This is a genomic window from Mesorhizobium sp. WSM4976, assembly GCF_029625685.1.
GTDB lineage: Bacteria > Pseudomonadota > Alphaproteobacteria > Rhizobiales > Rhizobiaceae > Mesorhizobium.
The window spans coordinates 325286-344797 of the sequence record NZ_JARTVT010000003.1 but is presented as its reverse complement, the minus strand read 5'-3'; the positions used below and the strand labels follow the sequence as shown (position 1 = coordinate 344797).

Below are 19512 nucleotides of genomic sequence, written 5' to 3'. Positions count from 1 at the left end.
GGCACCCCTTACGATCCCCAAAAACACCCCGCCGCAAACGCCTTGCTCACAACAGGTTGACACAGGAAGTCTCATGCGCCGCCATCCATGACGCGGGCTCCGGCCTTGTCGAGGACGTCGCCGAAATCCTGCGAGGAAAGAACCGTGTACTCAACCTCGCGCACGGCCTGCATCGGGTCTCGCGCGCGCAAAATGTCATCGACGTGGCCCGGATGGCACATGAACACACCTTGTTTGGGCAAGGTCTTGATCGCGACGCGCAGCGTTGAAGCGAACCTGTCCGGCTGCCGCCAGTCATAGATCCCGGAAAGCGGTGCCATGACCCTGAAGCCGGCCCGTCGCATCGATCCGTTGAACCCCGCGGCCAGAGCGGCGACCGCCGCGATCTTGGGCGCCGCCGCATCCATGCGCGGAAGTCCCGGCGCCCCTCGCAGCGCCGGTTTGCGCGAGCTTGCCCCGAACCGCGTGAGCAGCCAGTTTCGCACCGTTGGGAGGAAATGCACGTGCTGGTGTCCGTCGATATAGTCGGGCGGGCCGGCCAGCGCTTTGAGGAAGCGGTCGTACTGGGCGTCGAGCTCGGCGTGAACGTCCCGCTCGTCGATACGCCCGCGCCGCACCGGCAGCGCAAGGGATGCTAGCCCGGGCAGCTTGCCATCCGGCGCCAGGCTGGACCGGCCGGTCGCGGCGACCTGGTCGGTGAGGGTCAGATGCAGCCCGACGGCTGCCCGACTGCGGAAAGGCCTGAGGCGCGCCGCCGCCTCCTCCCACTCGGGAAAACCCGTCATGCAGCCGGTTCCGGTCAGCCGGCCGCGATCGATCAGCTCGAGGATCGCGTCCGACACGCCCGGCGCCAGCCCGTAATCGTCAGCAATCAGGCGGACCGGCCGGGTCATTCGCCGGGGGCGGCCTGCTCGGCGGACTCGCCGCGCAGGACATCGCGCACGATGTAGACGGGCCGGTCCTTGCTTTCGCTGAGCGTGACCCAGACATATTCGCCGATCAGGCCGAGCAGCGCCAGGTTGAGGCCGCCCAGCAACACGACGGCGACCATGAGGCTGGGATAGCCGGGCACGGCGATGCCGTAGAAGAGCACCTCGAACAGCACTTTCACGCCATAGGCGAGACCGGCAAATGCCGCCAGCAATCCAATAAGGCTGATGATGCGCAGCGGGATCACGGAAAACGAGGTGAACCCTTCGAGCGAGAACGCGATCAGGTTGAACCTTGTCCATTTCGACGTGCCGCCGGCGCGGCTTTCCGGCGAATAAAGCACCGCCTTCTGACGAAAGCCGGCCCAGGCGAACAGGCCCTTGTTGAATCGACGCTTGTCGCGCACGCTGGTCAGGGCACGCGCCACCGCGCCACGCATGACGCGGAAGTCCCCGGCATTTTCGGGGATATCGAAACGCTGGCTGCTGTTGATCAGCTTGTAGAAAAGCCGCGCCAGCTGGCTGCGCCGCCAGCTCCCTTCGCGCCGGTCGTTCTGCGCATAGACGACATCGATCTGCGGGTTGTCGACCAGCTCGCCGATCATCTTCAGGCTGATGTCCATCGAATGCTGGAGGTCGGAATCCATGATCAGGACCATATCGCCGCGGGAATGGTCGAGGCCGGCGAGCACCGCCGCTTCCTTGCCGAAATTGCGGCTGAGCCGCATGATCTCCCAGGAGCCGGACAGCGCCGCCGCGAATGTCTCGGCGCTGCCGTCGTGGCTGCCGTCATCGACGAGGATCTTGCGCAACGTCATGCCGAAGCGCTCCGCCACGGCAGCCTCGAGCCTGTCGAGCAGCCCGACGAAGGCAACAGCGGATTCGGCCTCGTTGAAGAACGGCGCGATGACGTCAAGCCTCTCAGCCATGTGCGACGGCTCCCCCGGCCGGCATCTTCTGTCTGCCTCGCGTCCAGAACCAGCCGATCAGCAGGCAAGCAACTATGCTGACGCCGATTGGCCGGAACCACGGGTGGAAAAGGTCGTGCAGCCGACTATCGACACTGGTCAGTCCGGTGACGAAGAGGAGCGCAGCCAGCAACCATCGCGTGATCACGGCTCCCTTCTCCCGCCACAGCAAAGCAATGGACAGGCCTGCCGGCACCGCGACCATGGCATAGGTGTTCTGCTCGACCCGTGGATTGAAGACGCACATATAGAACGCCGCAGTGAGGAAGATGGCCAGGCCGCTGACATTGGGGTCCAACCTGCGGTCGAACTGGAGCACCATCCACAGCGTAAGCAAGCCTGCAACCACGCGCGCGATCGTCGCGTCAAACTCCGGGAGCGTCATCCCGAACCTTGTGAAAGGCGCCGTGAAATCGGCCGGGACGAAGGGGCCGGTCGGGTCGACAGTCATCGAAGTGAGCATTCGGAAGAAATCGTAATACTGGGCGTTGATATAGCCGGCGGAGGCAAAGCCGTAGGGGATGACGAGCACGACAATCACCGCAAGCGCCAGCACCGGTATCAGCCTGGGACGCAGCGCGCCCGCCAGCAGCAGCATGATGATCGCCGTCGGCTTGGCGACGATCGCAAGCATGGCCCAGAAGAAGCATTCGGCGCGGCGACCCTCGAGTGCCGAGAGCGTCAGAAACCAGCACGCCCCGGTAAGCAGGATCGTCGCCTGGCCATTGCGAAGCGCTGCCAGCGAAACCGGCAGGGCGAGGAAGAGACCGAAAGACAAGAGCCATGTCTGCTCCTCGCCGCCCACCTTGCGGACCTGGTGCATCGCGGCAAAAGTGAGCGCCACGAAGCCCAGCATGTGCCACAAAACGTTGCCCAGATACGGCCCCAGCTTCAGCAGCGGAACATAGAGGACGGCGAAGGCGGGAGCGTATAGATACCCCATGGCGACTTCGACCTGATACAGCGGTTGTCCGCTCAGAAACGCCTCGCTGCCATGTCTATAGATATGAACCACCGAACGCGCGTTTGGCGACCACAGCACCAGGCCAAGCACGACCAGAAACGACCCTACCCATAGCCAAAACCCCAAACGGTCGAAAACCGGCTTGGTTACCGTCATAGCGCACCCCGCGTTCCGACCGTTGCGGCTTTCCCATCGCCGCCTGGCCTTCAGCGCCGGCGAGATATCACATCGAAATGAAATAGAACATCGGCGCTTGCCTGTTACCGGTGCCGGCAAAGGACGGCGGAACAGCGGCATTTTCCGCCGCTCGCTTGTCGATCACAGCTTTGTGTTCAAATCGGCGCCCGACTGTTTAGGGCCTGATGAACACCTTTCCGTTGGGCTTGGCGAGCTCGGCCGGCAGCCGGACCATCGCCTCGTCCAGCGGCACGATCGCCGTGACGTCGGTCGACCAGCGTCCGTCGGAAAAGCGCTTCTGCGCCTCCAGCACCGCCGGACCCAGCCTGTCGCGGACCTGGCGCATCCATTCGGCCAGCCAGAAACCCTCGACGCGTTTGTGCTGGAAGATCAGTTGCCCCGGCTCGCGAATCACCGTCGGCTCGGCGTCGAGCCGGCCATACACGATCCAGCGCGCGCGCTTCGGCATGGCATTGAAGACGGTCGAAGCCAGCGGGCCAGTGACCGCGTCGAGGAAGATGCGCGGCTGCTCGGCCTTCAAGGTTTCACGCAGCACGGCCTCGAAATCCGCCGCCTTCTCATTGAGCACATGGGCTGCGCCGAGGTTCTTCAGCAACGGGATCTGCTCGTCACGGCGCACGGTGACGATCGGCCGGAAACTTTCCTCCTTCGCCAGCCCGATGATCAGCTTGCAGAGCTGACTGGCGCCGGCGGTCATGATGAAGGCCTTTTCGCCCTCCTGCTTGACGATGTCGAACATGGCCAAGGCGGTTAGCGGATTGACGATCATGGCGGCGCCATCCTCGTCGCGCACCGTGCCGATGAGCGGGATGCAGGATGCGGCCTCGGCAACCGCAAAATCCGCCCATGCTCCCCAGTTCGACACGCCGGTGGCGAAGGCGACGCGCTTGCCGGTGAGGCTTTTTGCGTACGGATCATCGCCGGTGGCAACGACGACGCCGACGCCTTCAAAGCCCGCCGGCCTGCCCTTGACCCGCGGCTGGCCGTACTGGCCCTCGATGAAGGCGATGTCGGAGGGGTTGATCGAGGCAAGGCTGACCTTGATAAGCGCCTGTGTCGGCCCGGGCTCCGGCACGGCTATGCTGCCGGGCTGGAGGTAAGGCTCCATCGCTTCCAACGCGGCCGCCGAAGGCTTCCTGGTGTAACCGTCGCCCACAAGCAGCAGACCTCGCATTTGCGATGGAAGCGTCATGGTCGTCAGACCTTTTCCTGCGTGTATTTCTTCAGTTCCGTGCGCGCTACCTGGCGCCGGTGCACGGCGTCCGGCCCGTCGGCCAGCCGCAGCGTCCTCAAATGCGTCCAGGAGCGGGCAAGCGGCGTATCCTGGCTGATACCTTGCGCACCGAACATCTGCACCGCCTCGTCGGTGACCTTCAGCGCGACGCGGGGCGCCACTACCTTGATCTGGCTGATCCATGGCGCGGCCGCGCGCGCGTCTCCCTGGTCGATCATCCAGGCCGCCTTGAGGCAGAGCAGCCGCGCCATCTCGATCTCCATGCGGCATTCGGCGATGATGTCAAAATTGGCGCCGAGCTTGGCCAGCGACTGGCCGAAGGCCTCGCGCCGCACCGACCGCTGGCACAGCATCTCCAGCGCCATCTCAGCCTGGCCGATGGCGCGCATGCAGTGATGGATGCGGCCCGGCCCCAGCCGCCCCTGCGCGATCTCGAAGCCCCTGCCCTCGCCGAGGATCAGGTTGGCCGCCGGCACCCGCACATTCTCGAATCTCAGATGCATATGGCCATGCGGGGCATCATCGTCGCCATAGACCTGCATCGGCCGCAATTTGGTGATGCCCTTGCCGTCGGCGGGCACCAGGATCATCGAGTGCCGGCGATGCTGCGGCTCCCCGTCCGAGCCGGTCCTGACCATGACGATATAGATGGCGCAGCGCGGATCGCCGGCGCCGGACGCCCACCATTTTTCGCCGTTCAGCACATAGTCGCCGCCCTGCCGCTCGCAGCGCATCGAGATGTTGGTGGCATCCGAGGAGGCCACGTCCGGCTCGGTCATCAGATAGGCCGAACGGATCCGGCCCTCCAGCAGCGGCTCCAACCAGTCGCGCTTGTGCGTTTCCGAGCCATAACGCTCAAGCACCTCCATGTTGCCGGTATCGGGCGCCGAACAGTTGAAGGTCTCGGCGCCGAGATGCGCCTTGCCCATCTCCTCCGCCAGATAGGCGTATTCGACGGTGGAAAGACCGTAGCCGCGTTTGGAATCTGTAAGCCAGAAGTTCCACAAGCCGCGCTCCCTCGCCGTCCTCTTCAAGCCTTCGAGGATCTCGGTCTGTCTGGCGGTGTAGACCCAGCGGTCGCCCTCCTTGCCGATTTCGGCGAGAAACTCCTCCCCGAGTGGCGCGATCTCGTCGCGAACCATGGCCGCCACACGCTGGTGGATCGGCTTCAGCCGCTCGGTCATGCCGAGATTCATGTCCGCCATCGCTTCCGGTCCCTTTCGCAGATAAATCTTTACCCGTGGCAAGGATGACCGTACTTCGGCTAGCCTTGTCAACGCGAGTCCCTCGCCGGTTTGGGCGAGGGTGCGGAGGAATGCAATGAGCTATCTGGACAAGCTGTTCTCGGTCGCCGGTAAGACCGCGCTGGTGACGGGCGCAGCCACGGGCATCGGCCGTATGGTGGCGACCGGCCTGGTGCGCGCCGGCGCTCATGTGATGATCGCCTCGCGCAAGGGCGAGGATTGCGCCAGGGTCGCCAACGAATTGAACGCGCTCGGTGGCTCCGGCCAGGCAGAGGGCTTTGCCGGCGACGTGTCCAGCGAAGCGGGCATCGCCGCTCTGGCCGCCGAGGTGAAGGCGCGCACGGAGCGCCTGCACATCCTGGTCAACAATGCCGGCATCTCCTGGGGCGCGCCGCTGGAGGAATTTCCCTACCACGCCTGGGCCAAGGTGTTCGGCGTCAATGTCACCGCCGTCTTCCACCTGACCCGAGAGCTTTTGCCGCTGCTCGATGCCGCGGCAAGTGACGAGGATCCGGCCGCGTGATCAATCTCGGCTCGGTGATGGGTACCCAGCCGCTGGCCGACGACGCCTATTCCTACGCGGCCTCGAAAGCGGCGGTGCACCATCTGACGCGCACGCTGGCAATCGAGTTCGCGGCCCGCCGCATCACGGTCAACGCCTTTGCGCCCGGTCCTTTCCAGAGCCGCATGACGGCCTTCGCCACCGCGACCGAGGAACAGGCGAAACATGTTGGTAACCATGTTCCGCTCGGCCGCATCGGTGTGGCGGATGACATTGCCGGCGCAACGCTTTATTTGTGCAGCCGTGCCGGAAGCTACGTCACCGGCGCCATCCTGCCTATCGACGGCGGCCAGTCGGTGCAGCATGGAATGACATTGTTCAAGGAATAAGACGCCCGATTCAGGGATCGGACGGCGTTCAAGGAATAAGACGCCCGGTTCTAGTCAATCCAGGCGGGGGTGCGGAGGACATGAGCGTGGAACCGATCAGTCTCGATACGCTTCTGGCAAGCGTCGGCAAGGAGGTCGGCGTCTCGCCCTGGCGAACGGTGACGCAGCGCATGATCGATCAGTTCGCCGATGCGACCGACGACCACCAGTTCATCCATTGCGATCCGGAGCGCGCCGAGCGCGAGACGCCGTTCGGCGGCACCATCGCGCATGGGTTCCTGTCGCTGTCGCTCTTATCGGCAATGACCTTCGAAACCATGCCGCCGCTGGAAAACACCAAGATGGGCGTGAACCATGGCTTCGACACGCTGCGCTTCCTGGCACCGGTGAAGACGGGCGCGCGAATCCGCACCCGTTTCGTGCTGGCCGACGTCAAGGTGAGGCCATCCGGCTGGGTGCAGACGGCGCATGACGTGACTATTGAGATCGAGGGTTCCAAGAAACCGGCGCTGACGGCGCGCTGGCTGACGCTCACGCTGCTCGAGCGCCAGCCTGAGGACGCATGAGCGGCGAGGCCGGTGCCATAGACCAGGCGGCGCTTGCGCCCTATCTCGAGGCGCATGTCCCGGGTTTTGCCGGTCTGTCCGCCATTGAAAAATTCAAGTCCGGACAGTCCAATCCGACCTACCTCCTGACCGCCGCCAGCGGCCGCTATGTGCTTCGCGCCAAGCCGCCGGGGCAATTGCTGAAATCCGCGCACCAGGTCGACCGGGAATTTCGGGTGATGCGGGCTCTCGCCGGCACGGCGGTGCCGGTGCCGCGCATGCTGCATCTCTCGGGCGAAGAATCGCCGATCGGCCGCATGTTCTATGTCATGGAATATATGGACGGCCGCATCTTCTGGGATCCGTCGCTGCCGGACGCTTCCGGCAATGACGAGCGGGCGGCGATCTACGATGCCATGAATGCCACGCTCGCCGCCCTGCACGATGCCAATGTTGGCGCCATCGGACTTGGCGATTTCGGTAAGCCCGGCAGCTATTTTGAGCGCCAGCTCGCGCGCTGGACCAGCCAATACCGGGCCTCCGAAACGGAAATCATAGCCGATATCGACAGCTTGGTTGCATGGCTCGAGACCCACATGCCGGCCGATGACGGCCGCGTCTCGCTCGTCCATGGCGACTACCGGCTGGACAACATGATGTTCGCGCTCGATGCGCCGAAGGTCATCGCGGTGCTCGACTGGGAACTGTCGACGCTTGGCCATCCCTTCGCCGACCTCGCCTATCAATGCATGCAATGGCGGCTGCCTCATGCCTCGGGCTTTCGCGGTCTCGGCGGCGTTGACCGCGCCGCTGCCGGCCTGCCGTCCGAGGAGGCCTATGTCGCAGCCTATTGCAGACGGCGCGGCATCGGGAAGATCGGCAACTGGACCTTCTTCCTGGCCTTCTCCTTCTTTCGGCTGGCGGCGATTTGCCAGGGTGTCTTTCGCCGCGCGCTGGACGGCAATGCCTCCAATCCCGAGAAGGCCAAGACCTACGGAGAGGCCGTCAAACTGCTTGCCGCCCTGGCGGTGGAACTGATCGACGAGAAGAGCTGAAGCGGAGAGCGGATAAGTGGGCCGTTTCACCGGGGCAACTGTCCTCATCACCGGCGCGACGGGCGGTCTCGGCAGCGCCGCGGCCAAGGCCTTTGCCGCCGAGGGCGCGCAGCTGGTTCTTTCCGACCTCAACGAGGCCGCGCTTGCCGACTTCGCCGCAACGCTCGACGCCGAGAGGGCGATCCTTGCCGGCAACATCGCCGATGAAAAGCTCTCGGAGGATCTTGTGAAACTGGCCGTCGAAGAATTCGGCCGGCTCGATATCGCCGTCAACAATGCCGGCATCGTGCACAGCTTCGTGCGCCTGCCGCAGGTCACGTCCGAGGAGGCGCGCCGCGTGGTCGAGGTCGACCTGCTCGGCGTCTTCTATGCCCTGAAGCACCAGATCCCTCAGATGGAGCGCCAGTTCAGGGAAAGCGGCAAGGGCGGCGTCATCGTCAACATCGCCTCGGTCGCCGGTCTCTCTGGCGCGCCCAAGCTTTCGGTCTATGCCGCCGCCAAGCATGGCGTGGTCGGGCTGACGCGCTCGGCGGCGGTGGAATATGCCAGCAAGGGCATCCGCATTAACGCCGTCTGCCCCGCCCACACCAGAACTGCGATGGTCGAAGGCTTCGTCCGCTTCACTGGAGCGCCTGAAGCCGAAGCGCTTGCCGAGCTCACGCGCGGCGTGCCGATGAAGCGTGTCGCCGAGGTCGACGAGATCACGACCGGTATCCTGTTCCTCGCCGACCCAGCCAATTCCTTCATGACCGGCCATGCTCTCGCGCTCGATGGCGGCATCGGGGCGATTTGAGCGATTCCAGGAAAAGTGCCTCGGCGGTTTTCCGTCCGGAATTGCGTAAAGGCAGAAGTTGGACCGTACGCTAGGGAACCAGCCTGCTCTCTTGTCCGTTTCCGTACAGCGTATATAATTTCGTCAGGCAACCGACGACAAAGGCAGGCGTGCATTGGCGCTGAGCGTTCAGAAACGCCGCGAAAAACAGAAGGCTGAGCTCCGCTCCGAACTGGTCGCAGCGGCTCACAAGCTTGTGCAGGAGGAGGGCTACGAAGGCCTGACCATCCGCAAGCTTGCCAAGCGCGTCGGCTACGCGCCGATGTCGGTCTATTCCTATTTCGCCGATAAGCAGGACATCCTGTTCGCGCTCGCCGAGGACGCTTTCGAGACGCTCGCCCGTCGCATCGAGGAACACCCCGCCGATGACCCGATCGAGGCGCTGCGGGCGGTGATGACCGAATATGCCGCCTTCGGCCTTGGCAATCCCAACGAATACCGCACCGTCTTCATGACCGAGAAGACCAGGCTGCCGGAAGGGCGCAGCTACGAGGACATGGAAGAGGGTAATCCGGCGATGAAGGTGCTGATAAGCAGGGTCGAGGCCTGTGTGGCCGCCGGCAAGCTCAAAGGCGATCCGCGCGCCATTGCCACCATGCTGTGGACCGTCGGCCACGGCACGATTTCGCTGCTGATCACGTTCCCCTTCTATCCGTTCGGCGATCCCCAGGCCTATGTAAAGCGAATGTGCGATTTCATGCTGGCCTCATTGTCGGCGCAAGATATTCCCCCGCTCACCGAAACACCAGTCAACTGCTGACCGGCGGTTGCGCCGCTATTCCGTGATGCCCGTCGCTTGGATCGCGCCGGACGAATTCCTACGTTTAAGGAAAGTTGTCGTACGCGTACAAATTCCCTCTTGAATTCAGCTTCCGTTAACCGTATGTGTACGCTATATCGTACATGTACGACTGGAGACGGACAATGAAGAAGACCATCCTCACACTCGCTGCCGTTCTGGCTTTCTCGGGCGCCGCCTTTGCCGGCGCGAGCCAGTCGGCCAAACATGCCCCGGCTGCTTGCACCCAGACCAACGCCAATGTAGCCCTCGATTGCACTGCGACCGGCTCGGTCGAAAAGGTGGACACCACCAAGACCCAGCCGAAGAGCCCAAAGCTTGGCATCGACGTCGACCCGTGGTTCGTGCCCGGCCTGTAAGCGGCAAGATTTCATACGAAACGGGCGGCACTTGGCCGCCCTTTTTCGTTTTGCCTCTCGCCTCGAGCGATCTGCCCGGACCTATTTCTTGCGCGGTTTCGTTCCTGGCACGGCCTTGGCCGGCTTTGCCGGTCCGCCGGGGATGGAAGTGCTGGTGATCGACACCGGGTCGCTTGCGGGAAAGGTGTCCTCGAGGCCTTCCTCGAGTTCCTCTTCCTCGATCTCGCGCCTTTCATGCTCCAGCGAACGAACTGCCGCTGTCTTCTTCGGCGACTTCGGCGCGGTTTTAGACGACATCAGGAATCTCCCTCGCAAGCCGCGGAAACGGGCCGGACCGGCGAAGGTTCCCCGCACCCATTGCAGCGAGGATCAGTTCGCCGCGTCGCTCGCCGCTTCCGACAGCAAAGTAAAGACATAGTCCGAGAAGGAACGCCAGCATTCCACGCGAAAGCTGTCTTCCGCGGTGCGCAACAGCACGATCTCGGATTTGCCGAGAATGGTGCGCGAGGCAGCACCCACCGGGAAAGCCTCGAGCGACAGGTCCTGCGGGCAGCCCGAATTGACCGTCACGGCGGCCGCTGGTCCGGCGACCGAAATCCCGACATTGCGGTGCGAGATGCCGACCGCCGAATGCAGCGCCGTCACCTTGGCGCAATCGGCGAGCGGATCGTTGCCGGCCTCGTCGATGATCAGCCATTCGTCCGGGCCGAGCCACAGCGCCGTGCGCCCATCCTTCGCCGCCGAGCTCTTCGGCTGCGCCGGCAGCGTCACGTCGAGCGCCTTGGAGAGCGCCGCAAGCGAAGCCTGCGGCGCGCGCAGCGAGATCCGCTCGGCCGGAGCCAGCATCTCCACCTTCACGCCGGGCGCAGAAAGCGTGCGGCCGGCAAGCGCGGGACGCCGCTCGACCGAGGCTTCAGCGGCTTTTGTCTTGGCGGCCTTAGCCATTGAGGCGTTCTCCCTTCTCGTCGACGAACACCATGCCGGTGATTTCCACCTCGATCGTGCCGTTCGGCATCGGCACATAGAGCGTCTCACCCATGCGGTCGCGCCCGCCGGCAACCAGCGCCAGCGCGATCGAGCGCCCGCAATTCTCCGACCAGTAGCTGGAGGTGACATGGCCGATCATCTTCATCGGGATCGGCTGCTTCGGATCCGCGACGATCTGCGCGCCCTCTTCCAGCACCACCTTCGGATCCTTGGTCTTCAGTCCGACAAGCAGCTTGCGGTCCTTGGCCACAAGGTCCGGCCGGGTCAGGCCGCGGATGCCGACAAAATCAGTCTTCTTCTTGCCGACCGCCCAGTCGAGCCCGGCATCGTTCGGCGTCACCGTGCCGTCGGTGTCCTGGCCGACGATGATATAGCCCTTCTCGGCGCGCAGCACGTGCATCGTTTCGGTGCCGTAGGCGGTCGCGCCATGCTTCTGGCCTTCGGCCCACAGCGCTTCCCACACAGCCTCGCCGTAGTCGGCCGGCACGTTGACCTCGAAGCCACGTTCGCCCGTGAAGGACATGCGGAACAGCCTGGTCGGCACGCCGCAGATCTTGCCCTCGCGCACCGACATATGCGGCATCGCCTCGTCCGACATGTCGATGCCTTCGACCAGCGGCGCGATGATGTCGCGCGACTTCGGCCCCTGCACCGCGATGACCGCCCATTGCTCGGTGATGGACGTCAGCCAGACATTGAGATGCGGGAACTCGGTCTGAAGGTAATCCTCCATGTGGTTCATGACGCGCGGCGCGCCGCCGGTGGTTGTCGTGACATGGAAACGGTCCGGCGCCAGCCGGCCGACGACGCCGTCGTCATAGATGAAGCCGTCCTCACGCAGCATGATGCCGTAGCGGCAGCGGCCGGTTTCGAGCTTCTCCCATGGATTGGTGTAGAGCAGTTCCATGAACTTCGCCGCGTCTGGCCCGACCACCTCGATCTTGCCGAGCGTCGAGGCGTCGAACAGGCCGCCGACCTTGCGCACCGTCACGCATTCGCGGTTGACGGCGGCGTGCATGTCCTCGCCGGCCCTGGGGAAATACCAGGCGCGCTTCCAGTGGCCGACATCCTCGAACACAGCACCTTGCGAAGCGGCCCAGCCATGCGTCGCTGTGCGGCGGGTCGGGTCAAACAGGGCGCCGCGCGCGTGGCCGACGATCGAGCCGAAGGTTACCGGCGTATAGGGTGCACGGAACGTGGTGAGGCCGACTTGCGGGATCGGCTTGCCGAGTTCGTCGGCGGCGATCGCCAGGCCATGCATGTTCGACGTCTTGCCCTGGTCGGTCGCCATGCCGTTGGTGGTGAAGCGCTTGACGTGCTCGATCGAGCGCATGCCCTCATGCACCGCCTGGCGGATGTCCTTGGCGGTCACATCGTTCTGGAAATCGACGAAGGCCTTGACCGTGGTGCCCGGCCCGGCGCCGGGCGCCGCGCCCAGCATCCCGCGCGACCAGCTCTCGCCGGCATCGACCTTTGGCTTGGCGCCTTTTCCGGCCTTGCCGCCGGCCTCCTTCGCCGCCTTGGCGCCGGCCGCATAGGCCTCGTCGACCGTTGCGTCCAACCCATCCGTGCCGTTGCAGGCGCCGACCGAGACGCAATCTTGCGCGTAGGTGCCGGGCACGAAACGCTTGGTCTCGTCGTTGAAGGCGACCTTGCCGCGCGACTGCGAGAAGAGATGCACCGACGGGGTCCAGCCGGCCGACATCAGGATCGCGTCGACCGGGATGGTGCGCCCGCCGCCGCCATTCTTCGGCTGCACGGTCATCGAGGAGACGCGCAGCTTGCCGCCGGCGCTGACCACCGCGCGGCCGAAATTGATCTCGATGCCGAGCGCCCTCGCCTCGTCGATCGCCGGCCCGGCCGGATTGTCGCGGAGGTCAACGATGGCCGCGATGTTGACGCCGGCCTTCTTGAGGTCGATTGCCGCTGCATAGGCGGAATCATTGGCCGTATAGACGCCGACATTTCTGCCCACGGCAACGCCGAAGTGGTTGAGATAGGTGCGCGCCGCGGACGCCAGCATGACGCCCGGACGGTCGTTGTTGGCGAACACCATGTGGCGCTCGATGGCGCCGGTGGCGATCACGACACGGCCGGCGCGCACCTGCCACAGGCGTTCGCGCGCCAGATCGTGGCCAGGGTTCTTCAGGTGATCGCTTACCCGCTCGACCAGGCCTACGAAGTTCTGCGCGTAATAGCCGAAGGCGGTGGTGCGGGAGAGCACGCGCACATTGTCCATCGCCTTGAGCTTCGCGATCGCGCCTTGAGCCCATGCATAGCCGTCCTGGTCGTCGATCCTGGCGCCGCTCTCGAAGCGCAGGCTGCCGCCGAATTCGGCTTGCTCGTCGGCGAGGATCACCCGCACGCCAGTTTCGGCGGCGGCAAGCGCCGCGGCAATGCCGGCAGCACCCCCGCCCAGCACCAGCACCTCGCAATGCGCGTAGCGCGAGGCATAATGGTCCGGGTCCGGCTGGTCCGGAGAAACGCCAAGGCCTGCGGCGGCGCGGATTTTCGGCTCGTAAAGGCTCTTCCAGGCCGACTTCGGCCACATGAAGGTCTTGTAGTAGAAGCCGGCCGAAAATAGCGGCGAGGCGACGTCGTTGACGGCGCCGACGTCGAAGGCAAGCGACGGCCAACGGTTCTGCGAATGGGCCGTCAGCCCGTCATAGAGCTCCTGCACGGTGGCGCGAACATTCGGCGTCTTGCGCGCATCGTCGCGCACGATCTGCACCAGCGCGTTGGGCTCCTCCGCGCCGGCCGACAGGACGCCGCGCGGCCGGTGGTACTTGAACGAACGGCCGACCAGATGCACGCCGTTGGCAAGCAGCGCCGAGGCCAAAGTATCGCCCTCGATGCCGATATAGGACTTGTCGTCGAAGGTGAAGGAGGCGGTCTTCGCCTGGCTAAGGCGCCCGGCGCCGGAAATGCGGAACATGGCGTTCATTTCGAGGCTCCGGGCAGCTTCGCGGGCTTCGGCTCGCCGGCCTTGTAGGTCATGACGAACTTGTCGGTGACGGTGTCACGCACCGCGTTGAAGAAGCGCGCGCAGCCATGGATGTGCCGCCAGCGCTCATAGATGACACCCTTGGGATTCGCGCGGATGAAGAAGAATTTCTCGAAATCGTCATCGCTCTCGGCGGCAATGTTGGTCGGGCGCGCGATATGCGCCTCGCCGGCATTGCGGAACTCGAGTTCCGGGCGCTCTTCCTCGCAATAGGGGCAGCGGATGAGAAGCATCTGGGAGATCCTAAAACTTGCCGTGACCAGCGCGGGCGCCGGCCGGTTGATCGCAAAACAGCTGAACCATCATCAGTGCGCCACCGCCGCCGCCGCGGCCTCGTCGATGAGGCGTCCAGTGCGGAAGCGCTCGAGCGTGAAGGGTGCGTTGATCGGGTGCGGCTCGTCCTTCGCGATGGTATGCGCGAAGACATTGCCCGAGCCGGGCGTCGCCTTGAAGCCGCCTGTGCCCCAGCCGCAATTGACGTAAAGCCCCTTGACCGGCGTCTTCGCCAGGATCGGCGAGCGGTCCGGGGTCACGTCGACAATGCCGCCCCAGGAGCGCAGCATCTTCATGCGCGTGAAGATCGGGAACATCTCGCAAATGGCGTCGAGCGTATGCTGCAATATGTGCAGGCCGCCGGTCTGTGAATAGGAGACATACTGGTCGGTTCCGGCGCCGATGACCAACTCGCCCTTGTCCGATTGCGAGATATAGGCGTGCACCGTGTTCGACATCACCACGCAGGGCACCACCGGCTTGACCGGCTCCGACACCAGCGCCTGCAGCGGATAGCTTTCGAGCGGCATGCGCACGCCGGCCATGTTCATGATCACCGAGGAATGGCCGGCCGCGACCACACCGACCTTCTTGGCGCCGATGAAGCCGCGCGTCGTCTCGACGCCGCTGACTGCGCCGTTGGCCGCCCGCTTGATGCCGGTGACTTCGCAGTTCTGGATGATGTGGACGCCGCGCGCCGACGCGCCGCGCGCATAGCCCCAGGCGACCGCGTCGTGACGCGCCGTGCCGCCGCGCCGCTGCAGCGCCGCGCCCATCACCGGATAGCGCGCTTCCCTGGAAATGTTGAGCGGCGGACAGAACGCCTTCGCCTCTTCCGGCGTCAGCCATTCATTGTCGATGCCGTTGAGCCGGTTGGCATGGATGTGGCGCTTGAACACCTGCACGTCATGCACGTTGTGCGCCAGCATCATCACGCCGCGCGCCGAATACATGACGTTGTAGTTGAGCTCTTGGGAGAGCCCATCCCACAGCTTCAGCGCATGGTCGTAGATGCCGGCGCTTTCGTCATAGAGATAGTTGGAGCGGATGATGGTGGTGTTGCGGCCGGTGTTGCCGCCGCCGAGCCAGCCTTTTTCGAGCACTGCGATGTTGGTGATGCCGTGCTCGCTCGCCAGGTAATACGCCGTCGCCAGTCCGTGGCCGCCAGCCCCGACGATGATGACGTCGTATTCCTTCTTCGGCTCGGGCGAGGTCCATTGTTCTTCCCAGCCCTTGTGACCGCGCATCGCCTCACGGGCAATAGCGAATACCGAGTATTTCTTCACGTTGTAGCCTCGCGCCAAAAATCGCGGAATTCGTCCGGGCCTCTCCCGTCACGCGAGGTGTATCACTAGCGAAACCGCGATGTCATCCTTGCGCTGTTTGCGACGGCGCTTGCCGCTTTGCGCCATGCCGATAGGATGGCATCCAGGCTGGTAGCCGCAGCCGCGATCGGCCATACCGACTGCTACGAGGCTTGGAGGATAGATATGGGCAACGCCTGGTGGAATCTGACCTTGCGCTTTCTGCTGGAACTTGCAGCGCTGCTCGGGCTCGGCGTCGCATCCTGGAGCCTGTCCGAAGGGTGGTGGCGCTGGCTCCTCGCCTTGGCCTCGCCTCTTATTGCGGCTGCGCTGTGGGGAATCTTCGCGGTTCCCGACGACCCAAGCCGGTCAGGCCGAGCACCGGTGCCGGTGCCGGGCGGGGTGCGGCTGGCGCTGGAACTCATCATATTGCTCGGCGGCGCCGCCGGGTTCTATGTGGCAGGTCACGCGGCCGCCGGCCTCGTCATGGCCCTGCTGATCGCCCTCAGCTACGCCTTCTCGTTGAACCGGCTGGGCTGGTTGTTGCGGCAGTAGGGCAACAGCGGCCTGTGCCGCGGCCAAAGCCGGACGCTTCCATCAACGGGACGTGATCCGCGAGGCGAACGGCGGACATGCTCATACGCTGAAATCTCGCGAAACGGCCTTGCATTCCGGCCCATTTTGACGATTTTCGTTTCCCGTCGAAACCGGATGGGGAACGATGCTTCTGATCAGAACCTATGTCGCCCAGAGCACCATCGAGGGCGTCGGCGTCTTCGCCGCCGAGCCGATCCGAAAAGGCGCATCGATCTGGCGCCTCGACCCCGATTTTGACCGGCTGATCCCGATGGAAAAATATGAAGCAGCATCCCCGCATCTGCGGGAACTGCTCGACCGCTACGCCTATCCGAGCCCGGACAAGCCCGGCTTCATGGTCTACGAGGTCGACAATGGCCGCTTCATGAACCACTCCGAGCGGCCGAACACGGATTTCTCGCAATATGGCGGCGCCGTCGCCATTCGCGACATCGCCGCCGGCGAGGAAATCACCTGCGATTATGGCGAGTTTTTCGAGGATTTTGCCCGCCTCCATCTGACGACCGCGTAGAGCGAGCAAGCGTCAAGGGACAGCGCATCGGCTTTTGATCGCGCTTTCCCGCAATCAGAGGTGGACATCCCAGCCTGATTCTGCTATCAGCCGCCACAATTCGCGGTGCAGCTCGCCGCGGAGGCATGTCAGCTATGGCTGTTTGCCTAACGATTTCAAACCCGAAGACAGGATTGCCCGTGCAGGTACTCGTCCGCGACAACAACGTTGATCAGGCGCTTCGCGCGCTGAAGAAGAAGATGCAGCGCGAAGGTATTTTCCGCGAAATGAAGATGCGCGGTCACTACGAGAAGCCGTCCGAGAAGCGTGCCCGCGAGAAGGCCGAGGCCGTGCGCCGCGCCCGCAAGCTGGCTCGCAAGCGCGCCCAGCGCGAAGGCCTGCTGCCGATGACCCCGCGTCCGGCTCCGGCTGGTGCCGCCGGCGCTTCGCGCTCTCCGCGCTCATAACGCCTATTTTTTGTCCTTTTCGAAGGATACCGAGGGTGGCGCGATGCGGAATCGCCGCCACCTTTTTGTTTATGCATGAGAGCCGGTTCGGAGAGGGAACGGACGGACGGCGCTGCGGCAGTGAGGACAAAGATGAACGCAATTTCCGTGGAGCGCAAATCCGCTTTTCGCGGCTTCGCCCTGACGGCGGCTCTGCTTTCGGGCCTGACGCTTGCAGCATGCCAGACGACCCCGACGGGAGAGTTCAACTCCGTCGACAAGGCGCAAGCGTCGAGCGAGAACATCTCTTCGCTCTCGGCGGTCATCCAACGCAATCCGCAGGATCCCGAGGGCTATAATGTGCGCGGCTCGGCCTATGGCCGCGGCGGCCAGTACCAGGCGGCGCTCAAAGACTTCAATCAGGCCATCCAGCTCAACCCGAATTTCTACCAGGCCTATTCGAACCGCGCGCTGATCCAACGTTTCCTCGGCAATCAGCAAGCGGCTTTGGCCGACTACAACCGCTCGATCCAGATCAACGCCAATTACGACGCCGCCTATATCGGCCGCGGCAATCTCTACCGCAAGGCGGGCCGCACCCAGGACGCCTTCAACGACTTCCAGAAGGCGATCCAGCTCGACACCACGGATGCGCGCGCCTACCACAATCGTGGCCTGATCTATCAGAGCCAGGGCCAGCACAAATTCGCCATCGAGGATTTCTCGACCGCGATCTCGCTGGCGCCGGACGCCGCAGAGCCCTACAACGGCCGCGGCCTCTCCTATCTGGCGACAGGCGACGAGGACAACGCCTTCTCCGATTTCAATATGGCCATCAAGCTCGACGGCAAGAATGCGGAGGCCTGGGCCAACCAGGCGCTGATTTACGAGCGCCGTGGCGACAAGGTAAGGGCCGCCAAATCTTACCGCGAGGCGATCCATCTCGACCCGAACTACCAGCCGGCCAAGGACGGCCTGTCGCGCACCGGCGGCAACGCCAGCTGAAGGCGGTAACGGAAGTGCATCTCGCACGAGGCGCGGTCGCCGCTGGCGACCGCAGTGTTGCGCCGCGGAAACGCCGATAGCGATCCGTTAACCGCCCACGGCAATGCGTTAACCTTTGCCATGTTCGCGCCAAGTTTTCGGCGGAACGCTCCGCGCACCTCGACCGTTCATGCCGGGGCCACGATTTTCGCGAAAGGACCTTTCCAATGATCAAATCTCTTGCCTGTGCCGCGGCCGCGCTTGCCGCCACGGTCCTCGCTTCCCCCGTCAGCGCCGGCACGCTCCGTCTCGGCACGCTCGATTGCACCATCGATGGCGGCGTCGGCTATATCATCACGTCCAACAAGGGTGTGTCCTGCACCTTCCGTCCCTATCATCACGGTCCCGCCGAGCAGTACACCGGCATGATCTCCAAGCTCGGCGTCGATCTCGGCCAGACGCATCAGGGCCAGCTCGTCTGGGCGGTGCTTGCCGCCACGCGCCACCATGAGGCGGGCGACCTCGCCGGCAGCTATTACGGCGTTAACGCCGAGGCTTCCGTGGTGACCGGCGGCGGCGCCAATCTCCTGGTCGGCGGCCTCGACGGCGCTTTCATGCTGGAGCCGCTCAGCGTCCAGGCGCAGACCGGCGTGAACCTGGCCGTCGCGGTGGCGTCGCTGGACCTCGTCCACTCCTACAAATAGGCACTCAGCCGCTAACGACATCCGCCTATACGCGCGGCCCGGAACAGGACATTGTGGCCGTTCCGGGCCGCATGCTTTTTGGGGGGACATATGTCGAGGATCATCGCCGCAGCCGCGATCGCGATTCTTGCACTGGCCGGGCAGGCCCGAGCGGAGACCGGCGGCGTCGAACTCGGCATCTTGGATTGCGCCATCGGCGGCGGCACCGGCTTCGTCTTCGGCTCCAGCAAGGATCTGAGCTGCACCTTCACGCCGGCCGACAAGACCTTTGCGCCGGAAGCCTATTTCGGCGCCGTCAACAAATATGGTCTTGACATCGGCACGACCAGCCAGAGCGTGATGCGCTGGCTGGTGCTGACGCCCATGAACAACATTTACGCCCCAGGCGCGCTGGCCGGCGATTATGTCGGCGCCAGCGCCGAAGTGACTGCCGCGGTCGGCGCCGGCGCCAATCTCCTGGTCGGAGGCACCGGCAATGCCTTCACCCTGCAGCCGTTCAGCGTCCAGGCCCAGACCGGTCTCAACATCGCCATCGGCGTCAGCCAGTTCCAGCTGCGCAGCATGGCGAACTGATTGCCCGCCAAAGCCGGTGGAGCGTTACTGCCCCGACAAGCGAAAAGCCTCTTGAGCTCAACTGCGCTTGAGGTTCTACAAGCCCGGCCGAACTGGATCTGGCACCCATTCGCGATGCGGATGAGGCTGCGA

General features: G+C 64.2%; 21 protein-coding genes and 1 pseudogene. 12 read left to right on the top strand and 10 right to left on the bottom strand.

Going from position 1 to position 19512, the window contains the following annotated elements; translation table 11 throughout:
• Window positions 1-71 precede the first annotated feature (71 nt).
• From P9272_RS05765 to P9272_RS05745, 5 genes are all read right to left on the bottom strand, one after another.
• Window positions 72-893: a ChbG/HpnK family deacetylase gene (locus P9272_RS05765; protein ID WP_278159660.1), complete on the bottom strand. Its 822-nt coding sequence runs from the start codon at window positions 891-893 to the stop codon at window positions 72-74.
• Window positions 890-1858 carry a glycosyltransferase family 2 protein gene (locus P9272_RS05760; RefSeq protein WP_278159658.1) on the bottom strand — a complete coding sequence of 323 codons (969 nt, stop codon included), beginning with the start codon at window positions 1856-1858 and terminating at the stop codon, window positions 890-892. Before P9272_RS05760 ends, P9272_RS05765 begins: the two co-directional genes overlap by 4 nt.
• Window positions 1851-3017 carry a glycosyltransferase family 87 protein gene (locus tag P9272_RS05755; RefSeq protein ID WP_278159657.1) on the bottom strand — a complete coding sequence of 389 codons (1167 nt, stop codon included), beginning with the start codon at window positions 3015-3017 and terminating at the stop codon, window positions 1851-1853. Before P9272_RS05755 ends, P9272_RS05760 begins: the two co-directional genes overlap by 8 nt.
• 196 nt (window positions 3018-3213) lie before the next feature.
• On the bottom strand, window positions 3214-4251 hold the full coding sequence (locus P9272_RS05750; RefSeq protein ID WP_278159656.1) for a zinc-binding dehydrogenase: 1038 nt from the start codon (window positions 4249-4251) through the stop codon (window positions 3214-3216).
• A 5-nt stretch (window positions 4252-4256) separates the two neighbouring features.
• Complete coding sequence (locus P9272_RS05745) at window positions 4257-5498, bottom strand: acyl-CoA dehydrogenase family protein (protein ID WP_278159655.1); 1242 nt, start codon at window positions 5496-5498, stop codon at window positions 4257-4259.
• Between the two features lie 115 nt (window positions 5499-5613).
• Between P9272_RS05745 and P9272_RS05740 the strand changes: the two are divergent.
• From P9272_RS05740 to P9272_RS05715, 6 genes and pseudogenes are all read left to right on the top strand, one after another.
• A pseudogene (locus tag P9272_RS05740) lies at window positions 5614-6428 on the top strand (SDR family oxidoreductase).
• Between the two features lie 80 nt (window positions 6429-6508).
• Window positions 6509-6994, top strand: coding sequence for a MaoC family dehydratase (locus P9272_RS05735; protein ID WP_278159654.1), 486 nt, complete (start codon window positions 6509-6511; stop codon window positions 6992-6994).
• On the top strand, window positions 6991-8028 hold the full coding sequence (locus P9272_RS05730) for a phosphotransferase family protein (protein ID WP_278159653.1): 1038 nt from the start codon (window positions 6991-6993) through the stop codon (window positions 8026-8028). The genes P9272_RS05735 and P9272_RS05730 overlap by 4 nt, the downstream gene beginning before the upstream one ends.
• Before the next feature lie 16 nt (window positions 8029-8044).
• Window positions 8045-8821, top strand: coding sequence for an SDR family oxidoreductase (locus tag P9272_RS05725; protein ID WP_128256124.1), 777 nt, complete (start codon window positions 8045-8047; stop codon window positions 8819-8821).
• Between the two features lie 154 nt (window positions 8822-8975).
• The gene (locus P9272_RS05720; RefSeq protein WP_278159652.1) at window positions 8976-9620 is read left to right on the top strand and encodes a TetR/AcrR family transcriptional regulator; all 645 of its coding nucleotides are present in this window, start codon (window positions 8976-8978) and stop codon (window positions 9618-9620) included.
• 164 nt (window positions 9621-9784) lie between these two features.
• Window positions 9785-10018, top strand: coding sequence for a DUF680 domain-containing protein (locus tag P9272_RS05715; RefSeq protein ID WP_128256126.1), 234 nt, complete (start codon window positions 9785-9787; stop codon window positions 10016-10018).
• A gap of 81 nt (window positions 10019-10099) precedes the next feature.
• Here the strand turns inward: P9272_RS05715 and P9272_RS05710 are convergent, their stop codons facing one another.
• The 5 genes from P9272_RS05710 to P9272_RS05690 form a co-directional block, all read right to left on the bottom strand.
• Complete coding sequence (locus P9272_RS05710) at window positions 10100-10315, bottom strand: hypothetical protein (RefSeq protein ID WP_278159651.1); 216 nt, start codon at window positions 10313-10315, stop codon at window positions 10100-10102.
• Window positions 10316-10387: 72 nt separating this feature from the next.
• Window positions 10388-10963, bottom strand: a complete 576-nt coding sequence (locus P9272_RS05705; protein WP_128256128.1) for a sarcosine oxidase subunit gamma — start codon at window positions 10961-10963, stop codon at window positions 10388-10390.
• Window positions 10956-13949: a sarcosine oxidase subunit alpha gene (locus tag P9272_RS05700; protein ID WP_278159650.1), complete on the bottom strand. Its 2994-nt coding sequence runs from the start codon at window positions 13947-13949 to the stop codon at window positions 10956-10958. Before P9272_RS05700 ends, P9272_RS05705 begins: the two co-directional genes overlap by 8 nt.
• On the bottom strand, window positions 13946-14242 hold the full coding sequence (locus P9272_RS05695) for a sarcosine oxidase subunit delta (RefSeq protein ID WP_040997306.1): 297 nt from the start codon (window positions 14240-14242) through the stop codon (window positions 13946-13948). Before P9272_RS05695 ends, P9272_RS05700 begins: the two co-directional genes overlap by 4 nt.
• 72 nt (window positions 14243-14314) lie before the next feature.
• On the bottom strand, window positions 14315-15568 hold the full coding sequence (locus P9272_RS05690) for a sarcosine oxidase subunit beta (RefSeq protein ID WP_278159649.1): 1254 nt from the start codon (window positions 15566-15568) through the stop codon (window positions 14315-14317).
• Between the two features lie 204 nt (window positions 15569-15772).
• On the opposite strand from P9272_RS05690, the gene P9272_RS05685 reads away from it, so the two are divergent.
• The 6 genes from P9272_RS05685 (at window position 15773) to P9272_RS05660 (ending at window position 19380) form a co-directional block, all read left to right on the top strand.
• Complete coding sequence (locus P9272_RS05685; RefSeq protein WP_278159648.1) at window positions 15773-16141, top strand: YrdB family protein; 369 nt, start codon at window positions 15773-15775, stop codon at window positions 16139-16141.
• 166 nt (window positions 16142-16307) lie between these two features.
• Window positions 16308-16694 (top strand): SET domain-containing protein-lysine N-methyltransferase, encoded by a 387-nt coding sequence (locus tag P9272_RS05680; RefSeq protein ID WP_278159647.1) that lies wholly within the window; start codon window positions 16308-16310, stop codon window positions 16692-16694.
• Window positions 16695-16873: 179 nt separating this feature from the next.
• Window positions 16874-17140, top strand: a complete 267-nt coding sequence (rpsU, locus tag P9272_RS05675) for a 30S ribosomal protein S21 (protein WP_027165252.1) — start codon at window positions 16874-16876, stop codon at window positions 17138-17140.
• A 132-nt stretch (window positions 17141-17272) separates the two neighbouring features.
• Window positions 17273-18124, top strand: coding sequence for a tetratricopeptide repeat protein (locus P9272_RS05670; RefSeq protein WP_128256132.1), 852 nt, complete (start codon window positions 17273-17275; stop codon window positions 18122-18124).
• Window positions 18125-18330: 206 nt separating this feature from the next.
• Complete coding sequence (locus P9272_RS05665; RefSeq protein WP_278159646.1) at window positions 18331-18807, top strand: DUF992 domain-containing protein; 477 nt, start codon at window positions 18331-18333, stop codon at window positions 18805-18807.
• Between the two features lie 90 nt (window positions 18808-18897).
• On the top strand, window positions 18898-19380 hold the full coding sequence (locus P9272_RS05660) for a DUF992 domain-containing protein (RefSeq protein ID WP_128256133.1): 483 nt from the start codon (window positions 18898-18900) through the stop codon (window positions 19378-19380).
• The last annotated feature ends 132 nt before the right edge of the window (window positions 19381-19512 follow it).

Coding starts and splice junctions, on each gene's coding strand:
- P9272_RS05685 (WP_278159648.1), top strand. CDS start 15,773: ATGGGCAACGCCTGGTGGAATCTGACCTTGCGCTTTCTGCTGGAACTT.
- P9272_RS05695 (WP_040997306.1), bottom strand. CDS start 14,242: ATGCTTCTCATCCGCTGCCCCTATTGCGAGGAAGAGCGCCCGGAACTC.
- P9272_RS05670 (WP_128256132.1), top strand. CDS start 17,273: ATGAACGCAATTTCCGTGGAGCGCAAATCCGCTTTTCGCGGCTTCGCC.
- P9272_RS05660 (WP_128256133.1), top strand. CDS start 18,898: ATGTCGAGGATCATCGCCGCAGCCGCGATCGCGATTCTTGCACTGGCC.
- P9272_RS05715 (WP_128256126.1), top strand. CDS start 9,785: ATGAAGAAGACCATCCTCACACTCGCTGCCGTTCTGGCTTTCTCGGGC.
- P9272_RS05760 (WP_278159658.1), bottom strand. CDS start 1,858: ATGGCTGAGAGGCTTGACGTCATCGCGCCGTTCTTCAACGAGGCCGAA.
- P9272_RS05665 (WP_278159646.1), top strand. CDS start 18,331: ATGATCAAATCTCTTGCCTGTGCCGCGGCCGCGCTTGCCGCCACGGTC.
- P9272_RS05700 (WP_278159650.1), bottom strand. CDS start 13,949: ATGAACGCCATGTTCCGCATTTCCGGCGCCGGGCGCCTTAGCCAGGCG.
- P9272_RS05705 (WP_128256128.1), bottom strand. CDS start 10,963: ATGGCTAAGGCCGCCAAGACAAAAGCCGCTGAAGCCTCGGTCGAGCGG.
- P9272_RS05730 (WP_278159653.1), top strand. CDS start 6,991: ATGAGCGGCGAGGCCGGTGCCATAGACCAGGCGGCGCTTGCGCCCTAT.
- P9272_RS05750 (WP_278159656.1), bottom strand. CDS start 4,251: ATGACGCTTCCATCGCAAATGCGAGGTCTGCTGCTTGTGGGCGACGGT.
- P9272_RS05755 (WP_278159657.1), bottom strand. CDS start 3,017: ATGACGGTAACCAAGCCGGTTTTCGACCGTTTGGGGTTTTGGCTATGG.
- P9272_RS05680 (WP_278159647.1), top strand. CDS start 16,308: ATGCTTCTGATCAGAACCTATGTCGCCCAGAGCACCATCGAGGGCGTC.
- P9272_RS05735 (WP_278159654.1), top strand. CDS start 6,509: ATGAGCGTGGAACCGATCAGTCTCGATACGCTTCTGGCAAGCGTCGGC.
- P9272_RS05710 (WP_278159651.1), bottom strand. CDS start 10,315: ATGTCGTCTAAAACCGCGCCGAAGTCGCCGAAGAAGACAGCGGCAGTT.
- P9272_RS05765 (WP_278159660.1), bottom strand. CDS start 893: ATGACCCGGCCGGTCCGCCTGATTGCTGACGATTACGGGCTGGCGCCG.
- P9272_RS05745 (WP_278159655.1), bottom strand. CDS start 5,498: ATGGCGGACATGAATCTCGGCATGACCGAGCGGCTGAAGCCGATCCAC.